Source organism: Halococcoides cellulosivorans (genome assembly GCF_003058365.1).
In the GTDB taxonomy this organism is placed as follows: domain Archaea; phylum Halobacteriota; class Halobacteria; order Halobacteriales; family Haloarculaceae; genus Halococcoides; species Halococcoides cellulosivorans.
In genome coordinates this window covers 1,653,820-1,676,494 of record NZ_CP028858.1, presented here as the reverse complement: position 1 = coordinate 1,676,494, position 22,675 = coordinate 1,653,820, and the positions used below count along the sequence as shown (strand labels likewise).

Sequence of the window (22,675 nt, the reverse complement as noted above, 5' to 3'; positions counted from 1 at the left end):
GCGACCGTCACGCCCAAACGATTGCTTCCCGTAGCCCCGTCCGTGAGTAGCGAGTCGTTCGCGGCCGTCTGTCGCGATCTGGTCGAGCGCATCCTCGACGGTGAGCTGGAGCGCTCCGAATTGGAGGGCGCGAAACTCGACGCGTGTAGCGAGCACGGTGCCGCACAAGTCCCGAAAAACGCCGATCTGCTGGATCACGCGCCCGACGGGCGGCGCGACGAACTCGCGGAGGTCGTCCGCCGGAAACCCGTTCGGACGGCCTCCGGGGTCGCGCCGGTCGCGATCATGACCTCGCCCGAAAACTGCCCGCACGGCCAGTGTGTGTACTGCCCGGGCGGCCCCGATTCGGAGTTTTCCTCCGCACAGTCCTACACCGGCGAGGAGCCAGCGGCGGCCCGCGCCGAACAGAACGAGTACGACCCCTACGGCCAGGTCACACTCCGACTCAATCAGTTGCGCCACATCGGCCATCCGGTCGAGAAAGTCGAGTTGATCGTCATGGGCGGGACGATGACCGCGCGGAGCCACGACTACCAGTCCTGGTTCGTCAAGCGCGCGCTCCAGGCGATGAACGAGTTCGACCCCGACGCCGATCCCCGACCCGCCGAGGATCGATCGTTCGCCCAGTCGTTCGACGAGTACGACTTCGAACCGATCGAGGCGACGATCGCGAAAAACGAGACCGGGCGCGTCCGGAACGTGACGACGACCTTCGAGACCAAACCCGACTGGTGTGGCCCCACTCAGATCGATCGGATGCTCGAACTCGGCGTCACGAAAGTCGAGGTCGGGGTCCAGACGACCCATCCCGAGGTGCTCGACCGGGTCGGGCGCGGCCACGACCTCGACGATTCGATCGCCGCGAACCGACGCCTGCGCGACGCCGGGTTCAAGGTCGGATTCCACATGATGCCCGGCCTCCCTGGCCACGACGAGAGGGCGATCGCGACGGACTTCCGACGGATCTTCGAATCGGAGCGGTGGCGGCCCGATTACCTGAAGATCTATCCGACGCTCGTCGTCGAGGGCACGGTGCTGTACGATCAGTGGCAACGCGACGAGTTCGATCCGTTGACCAGCGAGCGCGCGGCCGAGTTGGTCGCGGACGCGAAAGCCCGGATTCCCGAATACACCCGCCTCTCGCGGGTGCAACGCGACATTCCCGCGGGCCTGATCGACGCGGGCGTCCAGAAGTCGAATCTGCGACAACTGGCCCGCCAGCGTCTGGACGCCAGCGGGCGCTCGTGTGACTGCATCCGGTGTCGCGAGGTCGGCATGGCCGACGAGGAGCCAGACGCCGTCGAACTTCGAACGACGACCTACGACGTGGCGGGCGGGACCGAACACTTCCTCCAGGCCGCGGGCGTGGATCGCGACGCGTTGATCGGCTTCGCCCGCCTGCGCGAACCCGGCACCGTCGCCCGCCCCGAACTCGACGACGCCGCGGTCCTGCGCGAACTCCACGTCTACGGCTCACAGGTCGGCATCGAGACCGAAAGCTCGGGCTGGCAACACCGGGGCTGGGGCGGGCGCCTGCTCGACCGGGCCGAACGCATCGCTGGCGAGGTCGGCTACGACCGCCTCGCGGTCCTCGCGGGCATCGGTGCTCGCGAGTACTACCGCGACCGGGGCTACCGCCAGGACGGCCCGTATTGTGTTATCGATACGTAGTTCGTCCCGAATATCGCTCGCGAATACTGGCCGTAGTTGTTTATTATTTATCGGCAATAACTGTTGGGTCACCATGCCCTCGGGTCACGATAGCACACGGACCGCCGAAGTGTCGGGCGTGTTTCTGGATGCGATCCCGACGACGCTCGACCGGGCCTGTGGGTCCTGTCATACCGTCGTCTCGTCGATTCTCGCCGCCGAGGCGGTCGCCGATCCCGTATCGACGGACTGGTACCCACTGGCGGACGGACTCGCGGTGTACGACCGTATCGAGGCAGACGTGGGTCGGTACACGCTGTTTCGGATCGGACGTGGCCTCGCTCGCTCGATGGACTGGCCGCCCGAGATAGCGACGATCGACGACGCACTCCCACTGCTGGCCGACCAGTACGACCGGTATCACCGCGGGACCGAATCGTGGGCGATCACACTGGAGAGCGACCAACAGGGCACGGGCAAGATCACGTTCAAGACGCCGTATCCGCGGGTGCTGGAGGCGGGACTCGTGCGCGGCGTCGACGACCAGTTTGGCACCGAGGACACCTATCTCGCCGTGCGGCGAGGCCCCTGTGAGGAATGTCTCTCCGTGCGCTGGTGGGACGAGGAGATCACGCACGTCGATCGCCTCGTTCCCAGGATGACCCGCGGTGACGACCTCGACCCCGACCTCCGGCGCGCTAGTCGTGCCGGAACGCCCGCGTCCCGGTGAACACCATCGCCATGTCGTGGGCGTCGGCCGCGGCGATCACGTCGTCGTCGTTGACGCTCCCACCCGGCTGAATCACGGCCTCGATGCCGGCGTCGGCGGCGGCCTCGATCCCGTCGGGGAACGGGAAGAACGCATCCGAGGCCATGACCGCCCCGTCGGCGGACTTGCCCTCGGCGTCGTTCGTGGCTTTCTTCTCGGCGATCTCGACGGCGTCGACCCGGGAGACCTGGCCCGCGCCGACGCCGACGGTCTCGGTGCCGGTCGCGAACACGATCGCGTTCGAGGTGACGTGTTTGATCGTCTGCCACGCGAAGAGTAGCGATTCGATCTCGTCGTCGGTCGGTTCGCGCTCGGTGACGACCTCCAGATCATCGCGGTCGATCGACTGGCGGTCCCGATCCTGGACGAGTCGCCCGCCGACGATCGGCTGTTCGACGCGTGGCTCACGCTGCTCGATCGCGTCGCCGACCGCGAGCACGCGGAGGTTGTCTTTCTCGGTGAGCGTTTCGAGCGCAGCGTCGGTGTACGAGGGTGCGATCAGGACCTCCTTGAACGACTCGACGATCTGTTCGGCGGTCGCCTCGTCACACGGCCGATTGAGCGCGACGATGCCGCCGAACGCGCTCTTGGCGTCCGTCGAGAGTGCGTCCGCGTACGCTACGCTGATCGTGTCGGCGACCGCACAGCCCGCGGGGTTTTTGTGTTTGATGACCGCGCACGCGGGGTCGTCGAACTCCTTGACGATGTCGAGGGCTGCGTCGGCGTCGTTGTAGTTGTTGTACCCCATTCCCTTCGCGCCCTCGTTCAACTGGGGCGCGCCGACGACGCTGGCCTCTGCGACGGTCGGATCGGCGTAGACTGCTGCGTCCTGGTGGGGGTTCTCGCCGTAGCGCAACTCGTCGGCCAGGTCTGCACTCGTGAGTCGGCGCTCGGGGAACGCCCGGTCCTCGTCGCCTGCGACAGAGACGGTGCCGGCCTCCCGGTCGACCGTCACGCGGTCATCGGCGAACCAGCGGATCGCCCGGGGGTACGCCCGGAACTCCGCCTCGTAGAGCACGCGGTCTTTGAGGTCCGAGACGGTGTCGTCGTCACGGACGGGCACGGGTTCCTGGGTGACGATCGGGCCATCGTCGACGGTCTCGTCGACGACGTGGACCGTACAGCCGGTGGTCTTCACGCCCGCATCGAGGACCTGCTCGTGGGCGTCCATCCCGGGGAACGCGGGCAACAGCGAGGGATGGACGTTGATCGTCGTCGGCGCGCCCTCCAGGTAGGTGTTTTCGAGGACCCGCATATAGCCGTCCAGACAGACGAGATCGACGTCGTACGCGGCGAGCGCGTCGACGACGCGGGCCTCGTGGTCCGCGCGCGATTGCCCCTCGCGTTCGACCACTTCGGTCGGGATCGAGCGCTCGCGCGCCTTCTCCAGGACGGGCGCGTCGCTATCGTTCGTGAGGACGACGGCGAACTCGGCCCCGCCCGGCGCGCGGTCGGCGATATTCATCAGGTTGCGGCCCCGGTTCGAGGCCATGCCGGCGATCTTCATGTGCGTCTCACCGCGGCGACTGCGAAAAGTCCTTGCGGATTCGAGGGGCGGCCCTCGGCGGCCGCCCGGCGGCCTAGCGCCGTCTGGCGACGATCGAGAGGCCCGCGAGGACGATCACGACCGGCCAGTACGTACCGATCAACTCGCCGACGCTACCGAATCCGAGCCCGGCCGCCAGCCAGGTGACCCCGATCAGGACGATCAAACCGGGCCAGAAGATCCGCCGGCCGCGCCCCGCGATCAGTTTGACGAGGCCGTAGAGGATGACGAGCGCTGGCGGTACGACGGCGAGCACGGAGACGTCGACGATCCCGCGGGCGCTGGCCAACAGCCACAGTCCCACCAGGACGAGCGCCGGTCCGAGGATCCAGCGGCGCTTCGAGAGTCCCATACTGGGGCGACTCGGCCCGCTCTGAAAGCGGTTCCGCTCAGTCCCGTCGGGCGACCACGGCGAGGGCCGTCAGCGCGTCGGCGTGCTCGCGGAAGGTCGTCCGGATCGAACGGACGCGCTGGCGGGCGTCACGATCACGAAGCACGCGCGCGCCGAACCGGATCGCGCCGAGGACGCCCTCGTCGGCCACGAGTCGACGCGGGTCGAGCAGTGCCATCGGGGCCCGATCGGTCCACTCGACGGTGAATCCCTCCTGATCGAGGATGTCGACCCACGTCGATTCGGTCCGCGGTCGGGCGGGCACGCCGAGGACGCTCTCCAGATCCAGGGCGATCTGGTCCTGACGGTCGGCGGGCACGTCGTCGTGGACCGCGAGTTCGTGGATGCCGTACCGACCCGTCGCCCGCAGGAGGCGGGCGGCCTCGTCGACGATCGCTCGCGCGCCGTCGTCGGCCTGCATCGTCAGCATGGCCTCTCCGACACAGACGTCTGCACTCGATCGTTCCAGGCCGGTCTCGGCGGCGTGGCCCGTCAGAAATTCTCGATTCGGGCCGCCCAATCGCTCGCGCAATCGGGCGACGGTGTCGGCGTCGAGATCGATCCCCCGATAGGTCGCCGGGTCGCGATCGAGGAGGCGCTCGGCGGTCGCGCCCGTCCCCGGCGCGAACTCGACGACGTCCGCGCCGGCCTGGAGGGCGATCTGATCGAGCAGACGCTCGGTCAACGCGGTTCCACCCGGACGGAGGACGCGCTTGCCGGACGCGGCGAACACCTGGTGGGCCGGTCGGTCGGCAGTCTCGGACATACAGTGCGTCGACGCCCCACGCGGACGGGCGTTGGGGCGAAGATGTTCGTTGCGTCACCGACTGCCATCGCTGTCCTTTTTCGCGCGCTCACCGGAGGCCCTGTATGACCGATCGCGACCCCCTCGGGGCCGTCTCGCCGCTCGACGGCCGCTACGCCCGCTACACCGAGCCACTCGTCGAGTACGCCAGCGAATCCGCACTGATCCGTGCGCGCGTCCGCGTCGAAGTCGAGTACCTCCTCGCGCTGGCGGATCTCGACGCGACACCGCTGGCGATCGATACCGACCAGCGCGCCGCCCTCCGCGCGATCTACGAGGAATTCACCGACGACGACGCCGCCCGCGTCAAACAGATCGAGACCGAGGGCACCGACGCGTTCGCCGCGACGAATCACGACGTCAAGGCCGTCGAGTACTTCCTCCGCGAGCGCCTGCCCGCCGGCGTCGGATCGGAGTGGCTCCACTTCGGGCTGACCAGCGAGGACGTGAACAACCTCGCCTACCGACTCCTGATCGGGCCGGCCGTCCGGGAGGTCTTGCTCGAGGATCTACGCGCGATCCGTGATCGCCTGGTCGAGTTGGCCCAGACTCACCGCGACCTGCCGATGCTCGCGCGCACGCACGGACAGCCAGCGACACCGACGACCTTCGGCAAGGAGATGGCGGTGTACGCCAGCCGTCTCGGGCGCGCGATCGCACGCGTCGAGCGCGCTGTCGACGGCCTCAGCGGCAAACTCGCCGGGGCCTCGGGCACCTACGCCGCCCACCACGTCGCCTATCCCGACGTCGGCTGGCCCGCGTTCGCGGCCGACTTCGTCGGATCGCTCGGCCTCGATCACGAACCGCTGACCACGCAGGTCAACCCCTCGGACGACCTCGCCACCCTCTTCGACGCGCTCCGCGGGGTCAACGGCATATTGATCGACCTCGACCGGGACGCCTGGCTCTACGTCTCTCAGGGCTATCTCGGCCAGGAGGCCGGCGACGGCGAGACCGGCTCCTCGACGATGCCCCACAAGGTCAACCCGATCGACTTCGAGAACAGCGAGGGCAACCTCTCGAAAGCCACGAGCGATCTGGCCTTCCTCGCGGAGTACCTGACGAACTCTCGGCTCCAGCGGGACCTCTCGGACTCGACGGTCAAACGCCAGATCGGGGGCACGTTGGCCCATTGCCGGATCGGCTACGTCAAGGCGCTCGCCGGCCTGGAGGGAGTCGTCCCGAACGCAGCGGTGATGGCCGACGATCTGGAGGGCACGCCGGAAGTGATCGGTGAGGCCGTCCAGACGATCCTCCGCCGTGAGGGCGACACGGATGCCTACGAGCGCATCAAGGAGCTGACCCGGGGCGAGCGCGTCACGCTCGACGACTTCCGTGCGCTGTTCGACGACCTCGACGTCGACGAGGACGTGCGGGCCGAACTGATGGACCTGACACCCGCGACGTACACCGGCGTCGGGGACACACTCGTCGACGAGATCGAGTGATCGACGCGCCGGAGTGATCGGCGGAGCTGGAGTGAGTCACGGGTCGCGATCCCGCCTCGGAGCCCGGCCACTCAAGAGGGGGCTGTCCGTAAGCGGTCCATGGATACGGTCGCGTTCGTGCGGCGGTCGCTGTCGACCGACGCCGAACAGACGTTTTCCGAGCGGGTCGACCGGCAGGCCGACCGCCTGAAACGGGCGATTGCCGACGGCGCGTTCGACAGTGACGGCCTCTCTGTGGGTCTCGAACTCGAAGCGACGGTGCTCGATCAATCGGGCGACGCCCCGGTCACGCTCGGGCGCGTCCCCGACGCAGCCTTTTCGACGGCGGGCGTCGCGCCCGAACTCGGCGTCCACAACCTGGAGGTCAACGCCGCGCCCGCCCCGCTCTCGACGTCGGGCCTGCGCCGCCAGCGATCTCAGATTGCCGATGCGATCGACGCGGCCCGTCGAGCGGTCGGACCGACGCGCGATCTCGCGCTCTCGGGGATGGCCCCCGCGCCCGCGGCCGACGGCACCGTGGCGTACCTCTCGGCCGTCGAGGATCGTGACGGCGTCACCGTCGCCCGAAACATGCACGCCGACCCGCGCTATATCGCGATCGACAACGATTCGCTCCGACGCGCCGGCGGCTCGATTCCGTTTTCCGTGCCCGGATTCGAGCACGCGTTCCCGACGATCTTATTCGAGTCACTCGCGACATCGATCCAACCGCACGTGCTCGTCCCCGAGGCCGAGGCGTTGCCGCGTGCGCTCGCCGCGGCGATCCGAACGCTCGGACCGGTGCTTTCCCTATCGACGAATTCGCCGCTGTTGCCGGCGGACTGTTATACGGGGGCCGACCCCGAGGCAGTGCTGGCGGACACCCATCACGAACTCCGGATCGCGGCCTTCGAGCAGTCGGTCAACCACACCGACCGGCCGAAGGTCGCCGTTCCGGCGGACGTCACCGCGCCGGGCGACGCCGTCGACGCCATCGCCGGCGACGACACGCTCGCGCCGGTCCTCTTCGAGTGGCTGCGCGAGGCCAGCGAGGATCGCTCCGGACTCGACGTCTACTGGGAGTTGCGGCACAAACGCGGGTTGTTCTGGCGGTGGGTTCGCCCGGTGTTCGGTGGCGATCCCGTCGCGGGCATCTGCGATCAGCAGTCGATCCGGATCGAGTATCGGCCGCTCCCGACCCAGCCGACGGTCTCTGAGACCGTGGGACTGACCGCGCTCGTCGCCGGAGTGATCCACGGCATCGTCGTCACGGACCACCCCGTCCTGGACCTTGAGCGCGCGGCGGCCGAGAGCTGTTTCTACGACGTCGTCGAGAACGGGCCGACCGCCGATCTCGCGTGGATCGACCGCGATGGCGAACCCCTCACCGACCGCGACCGCGTCTGGGCAGACCTCTTCCGGACGGCGCGGGCGGGGCTTGCCGATGCGGACGTGGATTCGAGTGACGCCGACGACCTGCTCGCGCCGATCGAACGCCGCGCCGAGACCGGCGTCGTCCCGAGTCAGTGGCTGCTCGATCGCTGCGAGGCGGCCCTCGACGGCGGTCGATCCTTCCCCGAGGCGATCCGGACGGCCCAGGCGGCCTACCGACAGCGCGCCCGCTCCGGCCGGCCGGTCGCGGAGTGGTCGGTCGAGTGAGCGTGTCGACGAACGGACGACGGGCCGAGCGCCCGGTCAGGGCGCGGTGAGGAGTTCGTCCATGAGCTTCGACTGGGCGGCCGCGAGATGTTCGGTGAACGTCGAGGAATCGATGTCGAGCGCGGCGGCGACCTCGGTCGCGTTGGCCTCGCGCGGATAGGCGAAATACCCCATCTGGTAGGCCGTCTCCAGGACTTCTTGCTGGCGGTCGGTCAACCGATTCCGATCGATCGGGACGACGTCGTCGGCGCCCTCTTCGTCGCTGTCGACCTGGAGGAGATACCGAATCTTCACGTCACCGAACTCCTCGCGGAGGTCCGCGACCAGATCGCGGAGCGCCTCGATCTCGGTCAGGTGGAGTGCGATCGCGAGCGACCCGTCTTCGGCGCGGACGTTCGCGATCGGGTGGCCCGCTCGCTCGACCGCCGAGCACAGACAGTCGCGCACGTCGTGTTCGACCTGATAGACGCTGGCCGAGCGGTACTCGAACAGCTGCGAGCAGTCCTCGCCCGAGGCTGCCAACTCGTTCGGGGCCGTGAACTGCTCGACGACACCGTCGCTCGTGTCGCCAGCCCGCGAAATCGACGAGATCGATCCCTCGACGGATCGCGAGAGTTTGGCGACCGGGCAGTCACCCGGCGTCGAAACTTCGAGTTCGGCACGCATCCCCGGCATTGTCGGCACCTACGACCGCCACCCTCTAAACGTCGGTCGGAGTTCTCGGGCCTTGAGAAGCCCCCCGATGTCGGGGGCGACGATTGACTCGCGCCTGTGGAGAGTGACTGTTCGACGGGCTTATGGCCGCCGCCCGGTATCGCCACGACATGGCAGATTTCACGGTCACGGTCGCGGACCCCGAATCGGGCCGCACCTACCAGCGCGACGTCGACGGACAGGACGCCAACCGCTTCGCCGGCCTCACCGTCGGTGACGACGTCGACGGCGCGGCCGTCGGCCTCGACGGCTATCGACTCACGATCACCGGTGGCTCGGACACCTCCGGCCGACCGATGCACGAAGACGTCTCCGGGCCTGGCGTCAAAGAGATCCTCTCGGACGGCGGCACGGGGTTCAACCCCGAGCGTGACGGCGTGCGCCGCCGTGTGACCGTCCGGGGCAACGAGATCAGCGACGAGGTCCACCAGATCAACGCGCGCATCGCCGAGCGCGGCGACGAGGACCCCGAGGACCTCTTCGACGACGAGGAGTAACGACTCGATGTCAGAGCGGATCCCCTGCGATCACGCGTCCATCGAGAGCCATCGCGTCACCGTCGAGCGCGTCGGCCGTCGCCGCCCGGCGATCCCGATCCCCGACGCGGTCGACCTCGCGGTTGGCGACCGGTGTGTCGTCTCGCTCGGGGGGACCGAGACCCACGCCGTCGTCGAGAGCGACGTCGAGGACGCCCCGCGGATCACCGCCGTCGGGGAGACACGGGCCGACGCCGGGGAGGGTCCCTCGGGACGCCTGGCCGACTGGCTCGACAGCGTCGACGTGCAGATCGGCCGATCGGTCACGATGGACGTCGTCACGCCGGGCTACAAGATCGGACTCCGTCCGCCCGGTGAGAGCGTCACCTATCAGACGCGGGACCCGCCCGACCGATCACTCGATTCGATCGCTCGTGACCTCTCGGAGTGATCGGGGGAACAGCTTTCTTGTACCCCTCCGCCGTACCACCACTAGAGGACTCGCCCGATGTCGGAATCAGTGATCGCGGACTTCGTCGCCACCTTCAACACAGAAATGTCGGGCGACGCCGAACCGATCCGTGGTCGCGTCCTGCTCTCCGAGAAACGCCTCGTGCTCGCCGCCGACGCCGACCGAACGGTCACGATCCCGCTGGCCGACGTCTTCGACGTCGCGGTCGGGCACGTCCCGCCAGACCTGGGTAACTTCTTCGACTCGACGGTGACGGTCGCCTTCGAGACCGACGATCGCCGCGCGACGGCGGTGGTCGAGGCCGACGACGACACGATCCAGAAGTTCTCGACCGTGCTGTTCAAGGCCTTGCTGAACGGGACCCGCGTCACCGTTCAACACCCCGCCCGTATCGGGGGGCGCGTCACTGGCGAGGAGTTCGAACCGGCGACGATCGCGATCGAACCCCACCGCCTCGAACTCACGCGCGAGGGCGACACCGTCGTCGTCCGCCTCGGAACGGTCTCGAATTTCGACCGGTTGAGCCGTGAGATCGACGGTCAGTCCCGGCCGGTCATCGCCGTCCGGCACATGAGCAGGGGCCGGGCCGTGACGACGCTCGTCGCGCTTCCGTCGGGTCGGCTCTCGAACGTTCTCGGGCGGTACATTCGGCTCGAATACAGCGATCTGGTCGCAGAGGCGTCCGATATCGACCTCACCGAGGAAGAGATCCAGTTGCTCGTGACGATCTACGCCGGTGGGATCGAGGATCCGGCCGCACTCGCCCGCACGCTCGGCGTCGAGGCCACGAAGGCCACGATGGTGTTGGAGGACCTCGAAGACCAGGGTGTCGTCACCGACACGGACGGTGGGCCGGAGATGACGCCGGTCGGCCGGGTGATCGTCAGCCGCCACATCGAGCGCGTCAACGAGTGAGGAGACCGCCGGCGACTACTGTTCGGCCATCTCTTCGGTGGCGATGTTCCGACCCCGGGGGAGCAACGACACCGACCGGCGCGTCCGAACTTCACGGAGCAGTCCGCTCTCCAGCAACCCGTCGTAGATCTGCTCGACGCGATCGATCTCCAGATCCACGAAGTCCGGAATTTCGAACGGCGAGACGCCACTGTACAGCGCCATCAGCACCGCTCGCTCGTCGTCGTCCAGATCGACGTCCGTCTCGGTGGCGGTCTCCCGCCGGAGAAACTCGAACAGGACGTTCGCGTCGCGACGCGCCCCCGAGACGTGTGTCTCGACGCTCGTGCCGTCGACGGTGTGTTCGATCTCGACCACGTCACGGGTCTCGCCGCCGACGCTCTTCTCGGCTCGCTCGACGGTGCCGACGTCGCTCACCTCCACCTCGACGAAACTCCCGGTCGAGACCGCGAGGTCGACGGTCCCGTCGCCAATCTTGATGCGTCCTCTGTCCCAGCCCGTATCCTGGACGACGCCGCCTTTCAGCGCCGGGTGTTTGATCAACACCGTCCGCTGGTCGAGGACGGCGCTATAGAGCGAATCACCGAACCCTTCGACGGTTGGCGCGAGGATGTCGACGTCGGAGCCGACCTGCACCGAGAGGTAGCCCTCGCCGTCGCCGCCCAGCCCCGATCGAGACTTGACGGCCGTGATCGAATCGACCTCGATGTGGCGTTGATCGTCGTTGGTGACGACGACGAGGCGATCGCTCGACAGTACCAGCCGGCACTTCTCCCACTCCAGATCGTTGCGCTTGTGGCCGTCTTCGACGATGCGGGCGATCCGCCCCGTCGTATCGGCCAGTGTGGATTTCTCGCCCATCGTGCCGGCTGACTCCACGTCGACCTACGGGACGAGTCCTCTTAATCGGACGGGCGGCCGCCGTGGCCACCGAGTTTCGAGAGTGCCGAGAAGGCCCGCTCGCGGACCGCTTCGTCGTCGGACTCTTCGAGCACCGATTCGAGGCTGCGACGGGCGCGGTCGTCACCGACCTTGCCGAGGACGAACGCGGCCTGGGCGCGCACCTCGCTCGCGCGATCCGTGTCTTCGAGGACGTCGATCAGGCGGCCCTCGACGGTCGTCCCACCGATCTCTGCGAGACTGGTCGCGGCGAACTGCGCGGCCATCTGATCGTCGTCGTCCATCGCTGTCACGAGTGTGTCGACGACACGGCCCCGGTCGCCGGTCGCGACTCGCCCGAGCAGCCACGCGCTGTTGCGGCGCTGGGGGTCCTGGGTCGTCTCCGCCAGAATCTCGGTCAGCGGTTCGACGACGCTCTCCTCGTCGGCCTCTTTGAGCGTCTCGACGACGGTCTCGCGGATTTCGTGAGAGCGATCGGTCGGGACGTTCGCGAGCACCTCGATGAGCGAATAGACGGCCGTCCGGCGGACCGTCGCGGACGGGTCGTCGAGCGCTTCGATCAGCGCGTCGACGGGCCGGTCGTTGCGGAAGTTGCCGTAGGCGTCGACGGCGATCCGGCGGACGCGGTCGTTCTCGTCGTCGTACATCGCGAGTAACGCCTGGAGCGCCTCGCGATTACCGATCTCACCGAGTGCGCCCGCCGCGGCGGCCCGGACGCCCGCGGGTTCGCCCTGGAGGTGCTCTGTCAGCCCCGCGACGGCGCGTGGATCTCCGATCTGGCCGCAGGCTCTGGCGACGCGTGCCCGGACGCGCGGGTCGGGGTCGTCGAGTCGATCGGTCAGCGGGCCGACGGCGTCGGCCTCGCCGAGGCTGCCCAGGGCGTTGGCCGCCGCCATTCGAATCTCCGGGATGTCGGCGTCGAGCGCTCGTGCGAACGCCTTCGCACGCTTCCAGTCTGCGCCCGCTTCCAGGTCCATCCCCGTCATCTCCCCGATCAACTGCTGGACGGCGTCCTCGCCCAGTTGGTCGAGCGCGTCGATGGCCGCCGCGACGACGGCGTCGGTGTCGCCCTCCTGGGCCACCCGAACCAGCGCGCTGATCGCGTCGTCGCGGTCCTGGTGGTTCGGAAACTCGCCCAGATATGCCGCCGCGCGACGGCGCACCTCGTCGTTCGTGCTGTCTCGAAGCGTCTCGATCAGGCCCTGCACGTCGCCGTCGCGCTGGAGTTCGTAGAGTGACATCGATCCCCGCAGTCGTGTCTGCCTACGTAGGGCCCCCTCTTTGCTGTGTGGGCCTACACCTCGACGACGAGTTTCCCACAGACGCTGTCCGCGAGGACGTCGCGATGGGCGTCGGGCACCTCGTCGAGGGCGTACCGCCGGGCCACGCGCGGGCGGAGTTCTCCGTCGGCGGCCAGACGGGCCAGTCGGTCGAGTACCGCATCGATCGCGGGTTCGTTGTAGAGACTGACGTGGTGGACGGCGAGCCCTTTCGCCCGCCAGCGCGGGACGTCCACAAACTGCGCGTCGCTCGTTTCGTTGCCGATGACGCCGATGCGTGCGCCCTGGGCCGCGACCCTCGCGTCACAGTCGAGATACTCGTCGGCGCGGTGATCGAGCACGACGTCGGGCCGGCCCGCCGCGACGACCGCGTCCGCGAGGTCCCTCCGCTCGTAGTCCAGGACGGTGTCGGCCCCGAACTCCCGGACTGCGTCGTGATACGCTGGCGCGGCGGTCGCGGTGACACGCGCGCCCGCCGCCGCGGCGATCTGGACGGCGAGGTGGCCGACCCCGCCCGACCCGCCGTGGATCAGCACGCGCTCGGCGGGTTCGAGCTTACAGACGCCGATCAGTGCCCGCCAGGCCGTCGCGCCGACGAGCGCGAGCGCCGCGCCCTCCGCGAGCGACAGCGTCTCGGGCAGTCGTGCGACGCGATCGGTCGGGACGAGAGCGTACTCCGCGGCCCCGCCCGGTCGGTCGAGGCCGATCCCCGTCCCGAACACGCGATCGCCGGGCTGGAACGCTGAGACGTCCGCTCCGACCGCCGCGACCGTCCCGGCGAGGTCCGACCCCGGAATCCAGGGCAGGCTCGCGGGTTCGTACGCTCCCTCGCGAATGTAGGTGTCGACGGGGTTGACGCTCGTCGCCCCGACGCTGACGAGGAGTTCGTCGGGCCCGGGATCGGGCCGATCGACCGACTCGACACTGAGTACCTCTGGACCGCCGTACTCGTGAAATCGACAGGCGCGCATAGTCGCGTCTCGGTGGCCGATCCGTTCAATCTGTCGTGTGTCCCGTTCAGAGCGGGGAGGATGCCACGCGATCGGACCTATGCCGTCACTCGTGACCGACGATCGGCTGTGGTTCGTAGGGCGCTTCGAGGTACTCGATATCGGAGTCGGAGAGATCGATCTCCAGGGCCTCGACCGCGTCTTCGAGGTGTTCGACGCTCGTCGTCCCGACGATCGGTGCCGTCACCCTCTCGTTGTGGTACTGCCAGGCGAGAGCGATCTGGGCCATCGTCACGCCGTAGTCGTCGGCCAGTTCCTCGACCCGGGCGTTGATCTCACGGCCGCCGCCGCGTTCGTACTCGTCGGTCGGATTGTGGAAGTTCTCGGGGTCGCCCCGGGCGGTGGTTTCGAGGTCCTCGACGGGCCGGGTCAGAAAGCCCTGTCCGAGTGGGCCCCACGGAATGACGCCCATCTCCTCGGTCGCACAGAGCGGCAGCATCTCGCGTTCCTCCTCGCGATAGGCCAGGTGGTAGTGGTTCTGCATCGTCTCGAAGGTGACGAGGTCCTCGCGCTCGCTGACCCGCAGGCGCTCGGCGAGTTGGTGCGCCCACATCGAGGAGGTCCCGACGTGGCGGACTTTCCCTTCCCGAACCGCGTCGTCGAGCGCGCGCAGCGTCGTCTCCGGCGGTGTCGACGGATCGACGCGGTGGGTCTGATAGAGGTCGATCGTGTCCATGCCCAGTCGGTCGAGACTCCCCGCGAGTGACTGCTGGATCGTCTTCCGGGAGAGGCCGGCGGCGTTCGGGCCCTCCTCGCCGACGGGAAAGCGGACTTTCGTCGCGACGACCTGCTCGTCGCGGTCGTACTCCGCGAGGACGTCGCCCAGGATCGCCTCGCTCTCGCCGTCGGAGTACGCATTGGCGGTGTCGAAGAAGTTCACGCCGAGTTCGATCGCTCGCTCGATGATCTCGCGAGACTCCGCCTCGTCGAGCATCCAGGGCTCCTCGCTGCCGAAGCTCATACAGCCCAGACAGAGTTGGCTGACTTCCATCCCGGTCGAGCCGAGGGTGGTGTACTCCATACTGGGTCGGTCCACGGCCAGCGGTCGGATAAAGGGTGTCCTCGGCGGGCCGAACCGGTCGAGCGGTGTGACCGATCAGGCCGTCCCGTTCGGAATCACGACGCGATCACCGACGCCCGCGCCGACCTCGGCCATCGTCCCGCGATTCAGTTCGAGGACGTATCGCCCGCGCCCCTCGTAGGTCCGATCGTAACTGCCCTCGGGGACCGGGGCCTCGTGGACCGCGGTGATCGTGCCGTTCGCGTCGACGAAGACGATGTCGAGCGGAAACGCCATGTCGCGCATGACGTACTCGTGGGGCCCACTGTCGGAATGGACGAACAGCATGCCCTCGCGCGGACCGAGGTGGTCGGTCTCGCTTAGACCGATATACCGGGACTGGTGGTCGTCGGCAACGCGTACGTCGACCGTCGCGAGTCGCTCACCGTCCGATTCGATCGTGACCGTCTCCCAGTCGGCGTCCCGACCGCTGAACGCGCCCGTGAGGCTTCCGACGAGGAGGAGTGTCGCGACCGCGAGTGCGCCGACGATCACCAGCCCCTGGCCTGCCCGGCGTCGATCCATACCGGACGTGTGGGCCCCGAATCGAAAACCGTTATGCCGTCGCCCCGTCTATCGCCGATCAGGGTCCGTGGTCTAGTGGTTATGACACTTCCCTTACAAGGAAGGGGTCGGCGGTTCGAATCCGCCCGGACCCATCGAGCGACCGCAGGGAGCGAACTGGAAGCCCGGCGGATTCGATACCAGGGAACGGAGCGCGTCAGCGCGGAGTGACCGCGGTTCGAATCCGCTCAACCACCTTTTTCGTCGTCGGGTCGCCTTCGGCGACCGCTCCTCGAAAAATCTGGACCAAAAAGACCTGAGCGCTCACTGCGTTCGCGCTCAGTGAAACGGCGGCCGAAGGCCGCCGTATGCGCACAAGAGCACCGTCGAAATTGATTCGACCAGCCGGATTTAAAGAGATACAAAAGCAAGTTCCACCAGTCCAAAATCGAGCAACTATTGGATGGTCAGTTGATGATATGTGTTGTTGTGGGGCTGTCAGTACCGTCTCGTCATCTAAATTAAATCAAATTTTATTATTCCACAAGTTTATACAATTTGGCCATACTACCGACGGTATGCGCACACCTCCTTCGGGCATCCATATCGGAGATGAATATAACTAGGATGACATCGAAGATGCTTTCGACACTGGTTTTGGCTACCAAATTTCCGGCATCAACCCACGACGTGACAGCAATGACAGACGCTATGTGCTACTCTTCGCCAACGAAAGCGGGCCGTATAATGATTCTGTGACTGAAGGGAGATTCGAGTATATTGGGGAAGGTCTGTCGGGTGATCAGAGTGAATCTTCGCCGGGGAACTCCGTATTAATTGATGCGATCTCGTCAGCGGTACCAGTCCATTTCTTCTATCAAGAATCTGGGGATGGAATGTGGGAGTACCAAGGATTAGTTGATGTCATTGATTATCGGTTCGAGCAACAGGATGGCCGTCGAGTCTTGGTTTTTGAGATAGAACACGAAAACGGGGTCTGACATATTCTTCACCACATTTTATTGTAGCAAAGGGAGAGCCTGGACTATGAGATCCACTCGTGGTACTCTCTGAAGACGATGTTCAGATAACTACCGTCCAAAGGCTTGTTTCATGTTGAAAACAAACCAAATCCTGGCGGATCGAAAGGGCGAGCCAGTTTCGGGAACCCCGACGAAGTAAGCACTGCAGGGCGTGTAGCGCCCGAAGCGCGCAGCGAGTCGCGGGACCGAAACTGGCGAGGGCTTTCAAAGAAGACACAGCCAATTGTATCCATTACAAGAACACTACCCCATGGAGGAAAGCTAACGATCGCTGTCAGCGCTTCGAGTGCACGTGTAAGGTTGAAAATGGGTAAACGAGAATATCTGATAAATAATCAGACGCCGATCGGAATACGTGGGCTCGTTATTGTCGATAAACGGGTAAACAAGGAACCACCCCGATCAGTACCCCAAATACTCCTCCACCGTTCGGAACTCCTCGCGCGACAGGATGACCTCCACGTCGAACTCCTCGAACCGCTCGAAGTCGTCGTCGAGGGTCAACACCGTCTCGACGCCCTCCTCGGCGGCGATCTGCGCGTACAACGCGTTCCACCCCTCGACGGTCGCCGCACTCGCACGATCGAATCCCGCTCTGACGCTGCTCACACTCGTCGATTCGTGCCAGTGGATCCGCTGGGCGTCGAGCAATCTGCTCAGCAGCGTCGACGCGTCCTCGTTCGTAAACCCGTTGACCGACGTGAGGACGTGGTGCGCGCCGACGAGCGAGGCCGTCGGGACGACGGCGTCGATCTCGCCCTCGATCGCGCGACGCACCCAGGAGAGCGCCACGTCGCTGACCGGTGTCCCGGCGTGGGCCAGCGTCGTCACGCCCACGTCGAACAGATACGGTCCGTCAGGCATCGTCCCGGGCCCCGCGTCGAACCGTCTCGACGTGATCGCGGGCCAGTGGATCGCGGTCGTCGGGCGGGCTCGGATCTCCGCTGCTCGCGTCGTCGATCGCCGCCTCCAGATCCGCGTCGTCGGCCCCAGGTCACACAGGCCGGGGAGCCTCGATCCGGAACCGACAGTCGGCCGCAAGTCGCAGCAGTGCTCGCCCATCGAACCACTCCTCGGGCACCTGCCTCGCGAACCCACGCGATCCGACCTCGACGGTCGCGCCCTGGCTCAGCGGCCACGCACCGACGCGTCCACGGATCGCCGTGTCCTCCCGGACCAGTCGGCCGTCGAGTTCGGTATAGGTGTGACCACGCACGCGGAGCGGGACGGCCGGCGGTCGAGTGACGTCCATCGTCAGCACGCGATCACCGTCGAGGGACACGGTCGTCTGGGTCGCCCGCTCGCCGTGATCGATCGCGATGTCCGCGACCGTCTTCGGATACCCCCAGACCTCTCGGCCGAGTGCCTTCGCCGGCTCGGTCGTCACCGGCATCGCCCAGACGTACCCACCGGTGGCTCCGAGCAGTCCGGAGACGACGGGCACGGTCCGCGAGCCCTCCCGAGTGGCCGGAATCTGGATGCTCACCTCGTTGTACGGTGCCATCGCGTCGTCCCCGATCCGGTGGTAGTCGACCGAGAGGATCGTGATTCCACCACGGCGTGGTGTCAGTCTGACCGGTCGGAGCCCGTCGGGAACCATTGCTCGAAGGTCGTCGAGCGGCGCAGCGAAGACGGCGCCCGTGATCGTCGCCTCCAGGTCGAGTGGCACTCCGACGGTGTGGCCCGTCGAGAGCGAATGGGGCTCGCGATCCGCGCCAGTCATCGCTTCCCTCCCGAATATCGGCTGACCAGGTGCTGTTGCACGCGGTCAGCGATCGAGTCCGGCACCAGCCGGGTGAGCAAGACCAGCCTGGCGGGCAGCCCCACGGCGTACCGGGCGTCGGGAGCGTCGGCCTGTGCCGCCGCGACGACCGTTCGTGCGACCCGCTCGGGCGTGACTGCGAACCGACCGCCCTCGACGAGTGCGCCGTGCTCCAGCGACTCGTAGAGGTCGCGATAGCACTCCGTCCGATCGAACCCGGTGAGGCGCTCGACGACGCGGTCCGCCCACTCGCTCGCGACCCACGCGGGTTCGACGAGGACGACGTCGATACCCTGGTCGGCCACCTCGATACGGAGCGCATCGTTCATTCCCTCCAGTGCGTGCTTGGATCCGGCGTAGGTCCCCCACCCTGGGGTCGTGACCCTGCCCTGGACGCTGCCGATCGTGACGATCGTCCCGTGGCCTTGCTCGCGCATCGTCGGGAGGACGGCCTTCACACAGCGGACGATGCCCCAGTAGTTGACGTCGAACTGGGCCTGCATCCGATCGATCGGGACGTCTTCGAGTGGCCCCAACTGCCCGTAGCCCGCGTTGTTGACGAGGCAGTCGATCCCACCGGCCGCAGTGATCGTCTCGACGACCGCGGCGATGTCGCTGTCATCGGTGACGTCCAGCCGGTGGGTCTCACAGCCCCGTCGGGCCAACTGATCGAGACCATCGGTGTCGACGTCGGTCGCGTAGACGGTCCACCCCTCGGCGTCGAACTGCTCGGTGACCGCGCGCCCGATCCCCGAGGCGGCCCCGGTCACGAGTGCCGTGCTCATTAGGTGGATGACTGGCGGGCGGGATCGGCATAGTCTCTCCCATTCGTGGGCCTGCAAAGCGATCGACCGCCCACGACGGTCCATCGAGAGCAAGGTTTTCCCCGACGGCGACCGGATCGCAGTCGATGCCCGACTCCAACGCGAAAGGCGACCGTCGGGAGCGGGAACTCGTCGACGAACTCGACGCGGGCGGGTTCGCGGTCATGCGCGCGCCCGCGAGCGGCAGCGCGACCGCTCGGGACCTTCCGGACGTGCTCGCTGGCGACGGCGAGCAGTTCTACGCGATCGAGGCCAAATCGAGTGCGGACGACGTGATCTATCTCCAGGGCAGCGAGGTCGAGAGCCTGGTCTACTTCGCGCGGAACTTCGGTGCGAAACCCCGGATCGGTGTCCGGTTCGACCGCGAGTCGTGGTATTTCTTCCATCCTGCCGACTGTTATACCACCGACGGGGGCAACTACCGGGTGAAACGCGAGACCGCACTCGCGGAGGGCGTGGATCTGCCCGAACTGCTGGGCCACTCCGAGAAGCGCACGCTCGACGAGGTCGGTGATCGATCACCTCGCGATCGCATCGAGGACGTGCTCCGGGCGGTCGCGACGGGCGAGTTGGACGTCGAGGAGGCCGCGTCGATGCTCGCCTGAACGGCTTCGACGGGCTTTAGGCGGGGAGTCGCGAACCACCGCTCGATGGTTGATCGGCTGTACTACGAGATCGGCGGCGCTCTCGCCGCCGTGGTCGTGCTCATCGCGACGCTCATGCTCGGGAGTACGATCTTTTCGGCGGGTGCGAGTGGGCCCCACGACTTGACCCACGGCGGTGCGATCGTCGCGATCGCCGGCATCGCGCTGTTCATCTTCATCGCGGGCATCGGCGGGTGGGCGCTCGCGCGGTTCGACCCCGGCGAGTCGAGCGACGACTGATCTTCTCGGCGTTCGTCTCGCCCGTCCGCTCAGGACGACGACTCCTCGGCGTCAGCCTCGGCCTCGCGCCAGTCGTCGAGGTCGTCATCGTCGGCGTCGTCCAGCCGTCGCTCGTAGTAGGCCATCGGGTGGGGAATCTCCTCACAGAGATCGTCTTTGTTGACGCAGTCGCCATACGACTGCATCGTCGCACACGACGGCGAGGAGTACTCCGTGGGGCTGGTCTCGCCGCGGATGTGGTCGGTCTGGTATCGCGTCATCTCTTCACCGAACCCCGGATTCACCTGGTAGAGATCGACGATCTCGTCGGTGCTCATGCCGATGCCCGCGAGAAAGGAGGTGATAGCGAATCGGGAGTGGTGGGCGAGGTGATCGCCCGACTGGACGCGATCGAGGAGGTGTTGCATACACGGTGGGAACAGATCCGGCACCACCGTGTCGATCTCGCGGGTCAGATCGAGTTCCGAGAGCGCGGCCTCGATCGTCTCGCGCTCCTCGTCGAGTGCCTCCTCCAGCACGTCGGGGACGGCCAGCGGTAACCCACTGGCGACGCGATCCTCGACGGCGGCTTCGAGCAACCCGAAGAGGTCCTCGCGATCGATTCGCACTCGGCCGTCAGCGACGCGCCGCCGGGTGAGTCGCCACCGGTCGGCCCGTCGGTCGGCGGCGTAGGTCAGATACGCCGGCACGTCGATCTCGTAGGCCTGGGCGGTTTCGAGTGGGCCATCCCGAGCGTGGACCTGCCCGTGGAGATCGAACTCCGCGAGCACGTCACGGAGCGCGACCTGCTCGCCACCCGAGCGCAACCCCTCTCCGGGCTGGAGTTCGTCTTCGAATCGCTCGCGAGCGGCGCTCGCCTCGGCCTGGGCGTATCGCTGCGTACAGATTCGCGTATCGACGACCGAGACGATCACCCGGGCGATCGGGTACGATAGCAACTCGGTCCGGGTGTCGGTGGGGTCTCCGATCGACCGCTCGACGACTGCCGAGCGGACGCGATCGACGGCGCGATCGACCGCCGGGTCGCCGTCCTCGACGAGCACGGCGAGATCGACCCCGGCGGCTTCGACCGCTTCACGAGCGTCCGCGAGAAACGGATACCGGGCGTGAAGCGGCTTCATCGACCCGCTATAGCGAGCGCCCGCGAATAAAGCCGGCGGTCACCGACGAGCACGCCGCAGTGCAACACTTAACCGGCCGGATACCGAACCCGCGAGCATGAGCGACAACGAGGGACGTACAGATCTCCGCATGCCCGACGAAGACGAACTCTTCGCGGTCGTGACCGACATGCTCGGTGCCAATCGGGTCGCTGTCCGCTGTATGGACGGGACCGAACGGACCGCGCGGATCCCCGGGAAGATGCAAAAGCGCATCTGGATTCGCGAGGACGACGTCGTCCTCGTCGACCCCTGGGACTGGCAGGACGAGAAAGCCGACATCACCTGGCGCTACGAGAAACAGGAAGCCGATCAGTTGCGCGAGGACGGCCACATTCAGGACCCGTGATCGCCCATCGATGACGGGTCGCCCCCGTTTTCCTGGCCAGTCGGCGTACTATGCTGGTCGTGTTCCCGGTGATCGAGCGTGAGTGACTTTGGGCTGCTGGATCTCGACGAGGCCGAGACGCCCGGCGACGAGTTCGAGTCGATCGACGTGGCCGACACGGAAGCCGACCGGATCGCCCGGCGTCGCGACCGCGAGTTCAGCGAATTTCGCAAGCGCATCAAGGACACCGAGCAGTTCAAAGTCGAGGCGTCGGTGTTCGACGACGCGACCTTCGCCGCACTGTACAAACTCGTTCAGGACGGCTACATCGACGCGTTCGGTGCACCGATATCGACGGGCAAGGAAGCCAACGTCTACACCGCTCTCGCGGGGAGTGAATCCCCGGATGCGGGCGGAGCAGACCTGACGGTCGACACAGACGGCGATGAGGGCAGCGACGATACCGGGTCCGACGACACCGGGGGCGACGAGCGAGACCGATCCACGAGCGACGACCAGCCACCGACCCCGGACGCCGAGCGCGAGGTCGCGGTCAAGGTCTATCGGATCAACGCCTCGGATTTCAAGGACATGCGCGGATACCTCGACGGCGACCCGCGCTTCGAGGGGATCGGCTCTGACAAGAAAAAGGTCGTCACGGCCTGGGTTCGCAAGGAGTTCGCGAACCTCCGTCGCGCTCGCGAGGCGGGCGTCCGAGTTCCAGAGCCGATTGCCGTCGAGCGGAACGTCCTCGTCATGGAGTACATCGCCACCGAGGCCGGCCGTGCGAAACGGCTGAACGAGGTCCACATCGAGAACCCCGAGACGGCCTTCGAGGTGCTCCGGGAGTACATGCGCCGCCTCCACCGGGCGGGTCTGGTCCACGGCGACCTCTCGGAGTACAACGTCGTCTTCCACGAGGGCCAACTCGTCGTGATCGATCTGGGCCAGGCCGTCACGACCCACTCGCCGAACGCCGAGGATTTCCTCCGGCGTGACTGTACAAACGTCGCGAACTTCTTCGCCAGTCAGGGTGTCGAAGTGACCAGCGATGGGCTCTACGAGTTCGTCACGGCCGAGGACTGACCCGACGCCC

Annotated in this window: 24 protein-coding genes and 1 tRNA gene; 12 read left to right on the top strand and 13 right to left on the bottom strand. The window is 66.8% G+C overall.

Annotated features, from left to right (window positions below):
* Nucleotides 1-42: 42 nt before the first annotated feature.
* Both HARCEL1_RS08305 and HARCEL1_RS08300 read left to right on the top strand, forming a co-directional pair.
* On the top strand, nt 43-1,671 hold the full coding sequence (locus HARCEL1_RS08305) for a tRNA uridine(34) 5-carboxymethylaminomethyl modification radical SAM/GNAT enzyme Elp3 (RefSeq protein WP_233357316.1): 1,629 nt from the start codon (nt 43-45) through the stop codon (nt 1,669-1,671).
* 73 nt (nt 1,672-1,744) lie between these two features.
* Nucleotides 1,745-2,380 carry a hypothetical protein gene (locus HARCEL1_RS08300; protein ID WP_108382285.1) on the top strand — a complete coding sequence of 212 codons (636 nt, stop codon included), beginning with the start codon at nt 1,745-1,747 and terminating at the stop codon, nt 2,378-2,380.
* Here HARCEL1_RS08300 and purH read toward each other — a convergent pair.
* From purH to HARCEL1_RS08285, 3 genes are all read right to left on the bottom strand, one after another.
* Nucleotides 2,349-3,926, bottom strand: coding sequence for a bifunctional phosphoribosylaminoimidazolecarboxamide formyltransferase/IMP cyclohydrolase (gene purH / locus HARCEL1_RS08295; protein ID WP_108382283.1), 1,578 nt, complete (start codon nt 3,924-3,926; stop codon nt 2,349-2,351). The two genes, HARCEL1_RS08300 and purH, sit on opposite strands and share 32 nt — an antisense overlap.
* A 73-nt stretch (nt 3,927-3,999) precedes the next feature.
* The gene (locus HARCEL1_RS08290) at nt 4,000-4,317 is read right to left on the bottom strand and encodes a LiaF transmembrane domain-containing protein (RefSeq protein WP_108382280.1); all 318 of its coding nucleotides are present in this window, start codon (nt 4,315-4,317) and stop codon (nt 4,000-4,002) included.
* Between the two features lie 37 nt (nt 4,318-4,354).
* Complete coding sequence (locus HARCEL1_RS08285; RefSeq protein WP_108382278.1) at nt 4,355-5,122, bottom strand: class I SAM-dependent methyltransferase; 768 nt, start codon at nt 5,120-5,122, stop codon at nt 4,355-4,357.
* A gap of 104 nt (nt 5,123-5,226) precedes the next feature.
* On the opposite strand from HARCEL1_RS08285, the gene purB reads away from it, so the two are divergent.
* Nucleotides 5,227-6,609, top strand: a complete 1,383-nt coding sequence (gene purB, locus HARCEL1_RS08280) for an adenylosuccinate lyase (RefSeq protein WP_108382275.1) — start codon at nt 5,227-5,229, stop codon at nt 6,607-6,609.
* Nucleotides 6,610-6,708: 99 nt separating this feature from the next.
* Complete coding sequence (locus HARCEL1_RS08275) at nt 6,709-8,247, top strand: hypothetical protein (RefSeq protein WP_108382273.1); 1,539 nt, start codon at nt 6,709-6,711, stop codon at nt 8,245-8,247.
* 36 nt (nt 8,248-8,283) lie between these two features.
* Here the strand turns inward: HARCEL1_RS08275 and HARCEL1_RS08270 are convergent, their stop codons facing one another.
* Nucleotides 8,284-8,922, bottom strand: coding sequence for a helix-turn-helix domain-containing protein (locus HARCEL1_RS08270; protein WP_108382270.1), 639 nt, complete (start codon nt 8,920-8,922; stop codon nt 8,284-8,286).
* 149 nt (nt 8,923-9,071) lie between these two features.
* Here HARCEL1_RS08270 and HARCEL1_RS08265 point away from each other — a divergent pair, with 149 nt between their 5' ends.
* The 3 genes from HARCEL1_RS08265 to HARCEL1_RS08255 are packed head-to-tail and all read left to right on the top strand — an operon-like array spanning nt 9,072 to nt 10,824.
* Complete coding sequence (locus tag HARCEL1_RS08265; RefSeq protein WP_108384176.1) at nt 9,072-9,458, top strand: 30S ribosomal protein S6e; 387 nt, start codon at nt 9,072-9,074, stop codon at nt 9,456-9,458.
* 7 nt (nt 9,459-9,465) lie between these two features.
* Nucleotides 9,466-9,888 carry a DUF7112 family protein gene (locus tag HARCEL1_RS08260; protein WP_108382267.1) on the top strand — a complete coding sequence of 141 codons (423 nt, stop codon included), beginning with the start codon at nt 9,466-9,468 and terminating at the stop codon, nt 9,886-9,888.
* 57 nt (nt 9,889-9,945) lie between these two features.
* On the top strand, nt 9,946-10,824 hold the full coding sequence (locus HARCEL1_RS08255) for a CheF family chemotaxis protein (RefSeq protein WP_108382265.1): 879 nt from the start codon (nt 9,946-9,948) through the stop codon (nt 10,822-10,824).
* A 15-nt stretch (nt 10,825-10,839) separates the two neighbouring features.
* Here the strand turns inward: HARCEL1_RS08255 and HARCEL1_RS08250 are convergent, their stop codons facing one another.
* From HARCEL1_RS08250 to HARCEL1_RS08230, 5 genes are all read right to left on the bottom strand, one after another.
* On the bottom strand, nt 10,840-11,685 hold the full coding sequence (locus tag HARCEL1_RS08250) for a CheF family chemotaxis protein (RefSeq protein ID WP_108384174.1): 846 nt from the start codon (nt 11,683-11,685) through the stop codon (nt 10,840-10,842).
* A 41-nt stretch (nt 11,686-11,726) separates the two neighbouring features.
* Entirely contained in the window at nt 11,727-12,965 is a 1,239-nt protein-coding gene (locus tag HARCEL1_RS08245) for a HEAT repeat domain-containing protein (protein WP_108382262.1), read from the bottom strand.
* Nucleotides 12,966-13,018: 53 nt separating this feature from the next.
* Nucleotides 13,019-13,975 carry an NADPH:quinone reductase gene (locus HARCEL1_RS08240; protein WP_108382260.1) on the bottom strand — a complete coding sequence of 319 codons (957 nt, stop codon included), beginning with the start codon at nt 13,973-13,975 and terminating at the stop codon, nt 13,019-13,021.
* 85 nt (nt 13,976-14,060) lie between these two features.
* Entirely contained in the window at nt 14,061-15,035 is a 975-nt protein-coding gene (locus HARCEL1_RS08235; RefSeq protein WP_108382257.1) for an aldo/keto reductase, read from the bottom strand.
* Nucleotides 15,036-15,110: 75 nt separating this feature from the next.
* Nucleotides 15,111-15,599 (bottom strand): DUF192 domain-containing protein, encoded by a 489-nt coding sequence (locus HARCEL1_RS08230; protein WP_108382255.1) that lies wholly within the window; start codon nt 15,597-15,599, stop codon nt 15,111-15,113.
* Nucleotides 15,600-15,660: 61 nt separating this feature from the next.
* Between HARCEL1_RS08230 and HARCEL1_RS08225 the strand changes: the two genes are divergently transcribed.
* Nucleotides 15,661-15,733: transfer RNA gene (locus tag HARCEL1_RS08225), tRNA-Val, on the top strand.
* Between the two features lie 1,290 nt (nt 15,734-17,023).
* On the opposite strand, the gene HARCEL1_RS08220 is transcribed toward HARCEL1_RS08225, so the two are convergent.
* From HARCEL1_RS08220 to HARCEL1_RS08210, 3 genes are all read right to left on the bottom strand, one after another.
* Nucleotides 17,024-17,485: a type II toxin-antitoxin system VapC family toxin gene (locus HARCEL1_RS08220; RefSeq protein WP_108384171.1), complete on the bottom strand. Its 462-nt coding sequence runs from the start codon at nt 17,483-17,485 to the stop codon at nt 17,024-17,026.
* Nucleotides 17,486-17,615: 130 nt separating this feature from the next.
* Nucleotides 17,616-18,344 (bottom strand): acetoacetate decarboxylase family protein, encoded by a 729-nt coding sequence (locus tag HARCEL1_RS08215; protein ID WP_108382253.1) that lies wholly within the window; start codon nt 18,342-18,344, stop codon nt 17,616-17,618.
* Nucleotides 18,341-19,168, bottom strand: coding sequence for an SDR family oxidoreductase (locus HARCEL1_RS08210; protein ID WP_108382251.1), 828 nt, complete (start codon nt 19,166-19,168; stop codon nt 18,341-18,343). The genes HARCEL1_RS08215 and HARCEL1_RS08210 overlap by 4 nt, the downstream gene beginning before the upstream one ends.
* 125 nt (nt 19,169-19,293) lie before the next feature.
* On the opposite strand from HARCEL1_RS08210, the gene hjc reads away from it, so the two are divergent.
* Nucleotides 19,294-19,812 carry a Holliday junction resolvase Hjc gene (gene hjc / locus HARCEL1_RS08205; protein WP_108382249.1) on the top strand — a complete coding sequence of 173 codons (519 nt, stop codon included), beginning with the start codon at nt 19,294-19,296 and terminating at the stop codon, nt 19,810-19,812.
* Nucleotides 19,813-19,857: 45 nt separating this feature from the next.
* The gene (locus tag HARCEL1_RS08200; protein WP_108382246.1) at nt 19,858-20,091 is read left to right on the top strand and encodes a hypothetical protein; all 234 of its coding nucleotides are present in this window, start codon (nt 19,858-19,860) and stop codon (nt 20,089-20,091) included.
* Nucleotides 20,092-20,120: 29 nt separating this feature from the next.
* On the opposite strand, the gene priL is transcribed toward HARCEL1_RS08200, so the two are convergent.
* Entirely contained in the window at nt 20,121-21,212 is a 1,092-nt protein-coding gene (gene priL / locus HARCEL1_RS08195) for a DNA primase regulatory subunit PriL (protein WP_108382244.1), read from the bottom strand.
* A 97-nt stretch (nt 21,213-21,309) separates the two neighbouring features.
* On the opposite strand from priL, the gene eif1A reads away from it, so the two are divergent.
* Both eif1A and HARCEL1_RS08185 read left to right on the top strand, forming a co-directional pair.
* Complete coding sequence (gene eif1A / locus HARCEL1_RS08190; protein ID WP_108382241.1) at nt 21,310-21,600, top strand: translation initiation factor eIF-1A; 291 nt, start codon at nt 21,310-21,312, stop codon at nt 21,598-21,600.
* 78 nt (nt 21,601-21,678) lie between these two features.
* Nucleotides 21,679-22,665 carry a serine protein kinase RIO gene (locus HARCEL1_RS08185; protein ID WP_108382239.1) on the top strand — a complete coding sequence of 329 codons (987 nt, stop codon included), beginning with the start codon at nt 21,679-21,681 and terminating at the stop codon, nt 22,663-22,665.
* Nucleotides 22,666-22,675: the final 10 nt, after the last annotated feature.

What these genes read in the sequence shown, in the direction of transcription:
- HARCEL1_RS08300 (WP_108382285.1), top strand. Translation starts at nt 1,745, where the DNA reads ATGCCCTCGGGTCACGATAGCACACGGACCGCCGAAGTGTCGGGCGTG.
- purH (WP_108382283.1), bottom strand. Translation starts at nt 3,926, where the DNA reads ATGAAGATCGCCGGCATGGCCTCGAACCGGGGCCGCAACCTGATGAAT.
- HARCEL1_RS08290 (WP_108382280.1), bottom strand. Translation starts at nt 4,317, where the DNA reads ATGGGACTCTCGAAGCGCCGCTGGATCCTCGGACCGGCGCTCGTCCTG.
- HARCEL1_RS08285 (WP_108382278.1), bottom strand. Translation starts at nt 5,122, where the DNA reads ATGTCCGAGACTGCCGACCGACCGGCCCACCAGGTGTTCGCCGCGTCC.
- purB (WP_108382275.1), top strand. Translation starts at nt 5,227, where the DNA reads ATGACCGATCGCGACCCCCTCGGGGCCGTCTCGCCGCTCGACGGCCGC.
- HARCEL1_RS08275 (WP_108382273.1), top strand. Translation starts at nt 6,709, where the DNA reads ATGGATACGGTCGCGTTCGTGCGGCGGTCGCTGTCGACCGACGCCGAA.
- HARCEL1_RS08270 (WP_108382270.1), bottom strand. Translation starts at nt 8,922, where the DNA reads ATGCCGGGGATGCGTGCCGAACTCGAAGTTTCGACGCCGGGTGACTGC.
- HARCEL1_RS08265 (WP_108384176.1), top strand. Translation starts at nt 9,072, where the DNA reads ATGGCAGATTTCACGGTCACGGTCGCGGACCCCGAATCGGGCCGCACC.
- HARCEL1_RS08260 (WP_108382267.1), top strand. Translation starts at nt 9,466, where the DNA reads ATGTCAGAGCGGATCCCCTGCGATCACGCGTCCATCGAGAGCCATCGC.
- HARCEL1_RS08255 (WP_108382265.1), top strand. Translation starts at nt 9,946, where the DNA reads ATGTCGGAATCAGTGATCGCGGACTTCGTCGCCACCTTCAACACAGAA.
- HARCEL1_RS08250 (WP_108384174.1), bottom strand. Translation starts at nt 11,685, where the DNA reads ATGGGCGAGAAATCCACACTGGCCGATACGACGGGGCGGATCGCCCGC.
- HARCEL1_RS08245 (WP_108382262.1), bottom strand. Translation starts at nt 12,965, where the DNA reads ATGTCACTCTACGAACTCCAGCGCGACGGCGACGTGCAGGGCCTGATC.
- HARCEL1_RS08240 (WP_108382260.1), bottom strand. Translation starts at nt 13,975, where the DNA reads ATGCGCGCCTGTCGATTTCACGAGTACGGCGGTCCAGAGGTACTCAGT.
- HARCEL1_RS08235 (WP_108382257.1), bottom strand. Translation starts at nt 15,035, where the DNA reads ATGGAGTACACCACCCTCGGCTCGACCGGGATGGAAGTCAGCCAACTC.
- HARCEL1_RS08230 (WP_108382255.1), bottom strand. Translation starts at nt 15,599, where the DNA reads ATGGATCGACGCCGGGCAGGCCAGGGGCTGGTGATCGTCGGCGCACTC.
- HARCEL1_RS08220 (WP_108384171.1), bottom strand. Translation starts at nt 17,485, where the DNA reads ATGCCTGACGGACCGTATCTGTTCGACGTGGGCGTGACGACGCTGGCC.
- HARCEL1_RS08215 (WP_108382253.1), bottom strand. Translation starts at nt 18,344, where the DNA reads ATGACTGGCGCGGATCGCGAGCCCCATTCGCTCTCGACGGGCCACACC.
- HARCEL1_RS08210 (WP_108382251.1), bottom strand. Translation starts at nt 19,168, where the DNA reads ATGAGCACGGCACTCGTGACCGGGGCCGCCTCGGGGATCGGGCGCGCG.
- hjc (WP_108382249.1), top strand. Translation starts at nt 19,294, where the DNA reads ATGCCCGACTCCAACGCGAAAGGCGACCGTCGGGAGCGGGAACTCGTC.
- HARCEL1_RS08200 (WP_108382246.1), top strand. Translation starts at nt 19,858, where the DNA reads ATGGTTGATCGGCTGTACTACGAGATCGGCGGCGCTCTCGCCGCCGTG.
- priL (WP_108382244.1), bottom strand. Translation starts at nt 21,212, where the DNA reads ATGAAGCCGCTTCACGCCCGGTATCCGTTTCTCGCGGACGCTCGTGAA.
- eif1A (WP_108382241.1), top strand. Translation starts at nt 21,310, where the DNA reads ATGAGCGACAACGAGGGACGTACAGATCTCCGCATGCCCGACGAAGAC.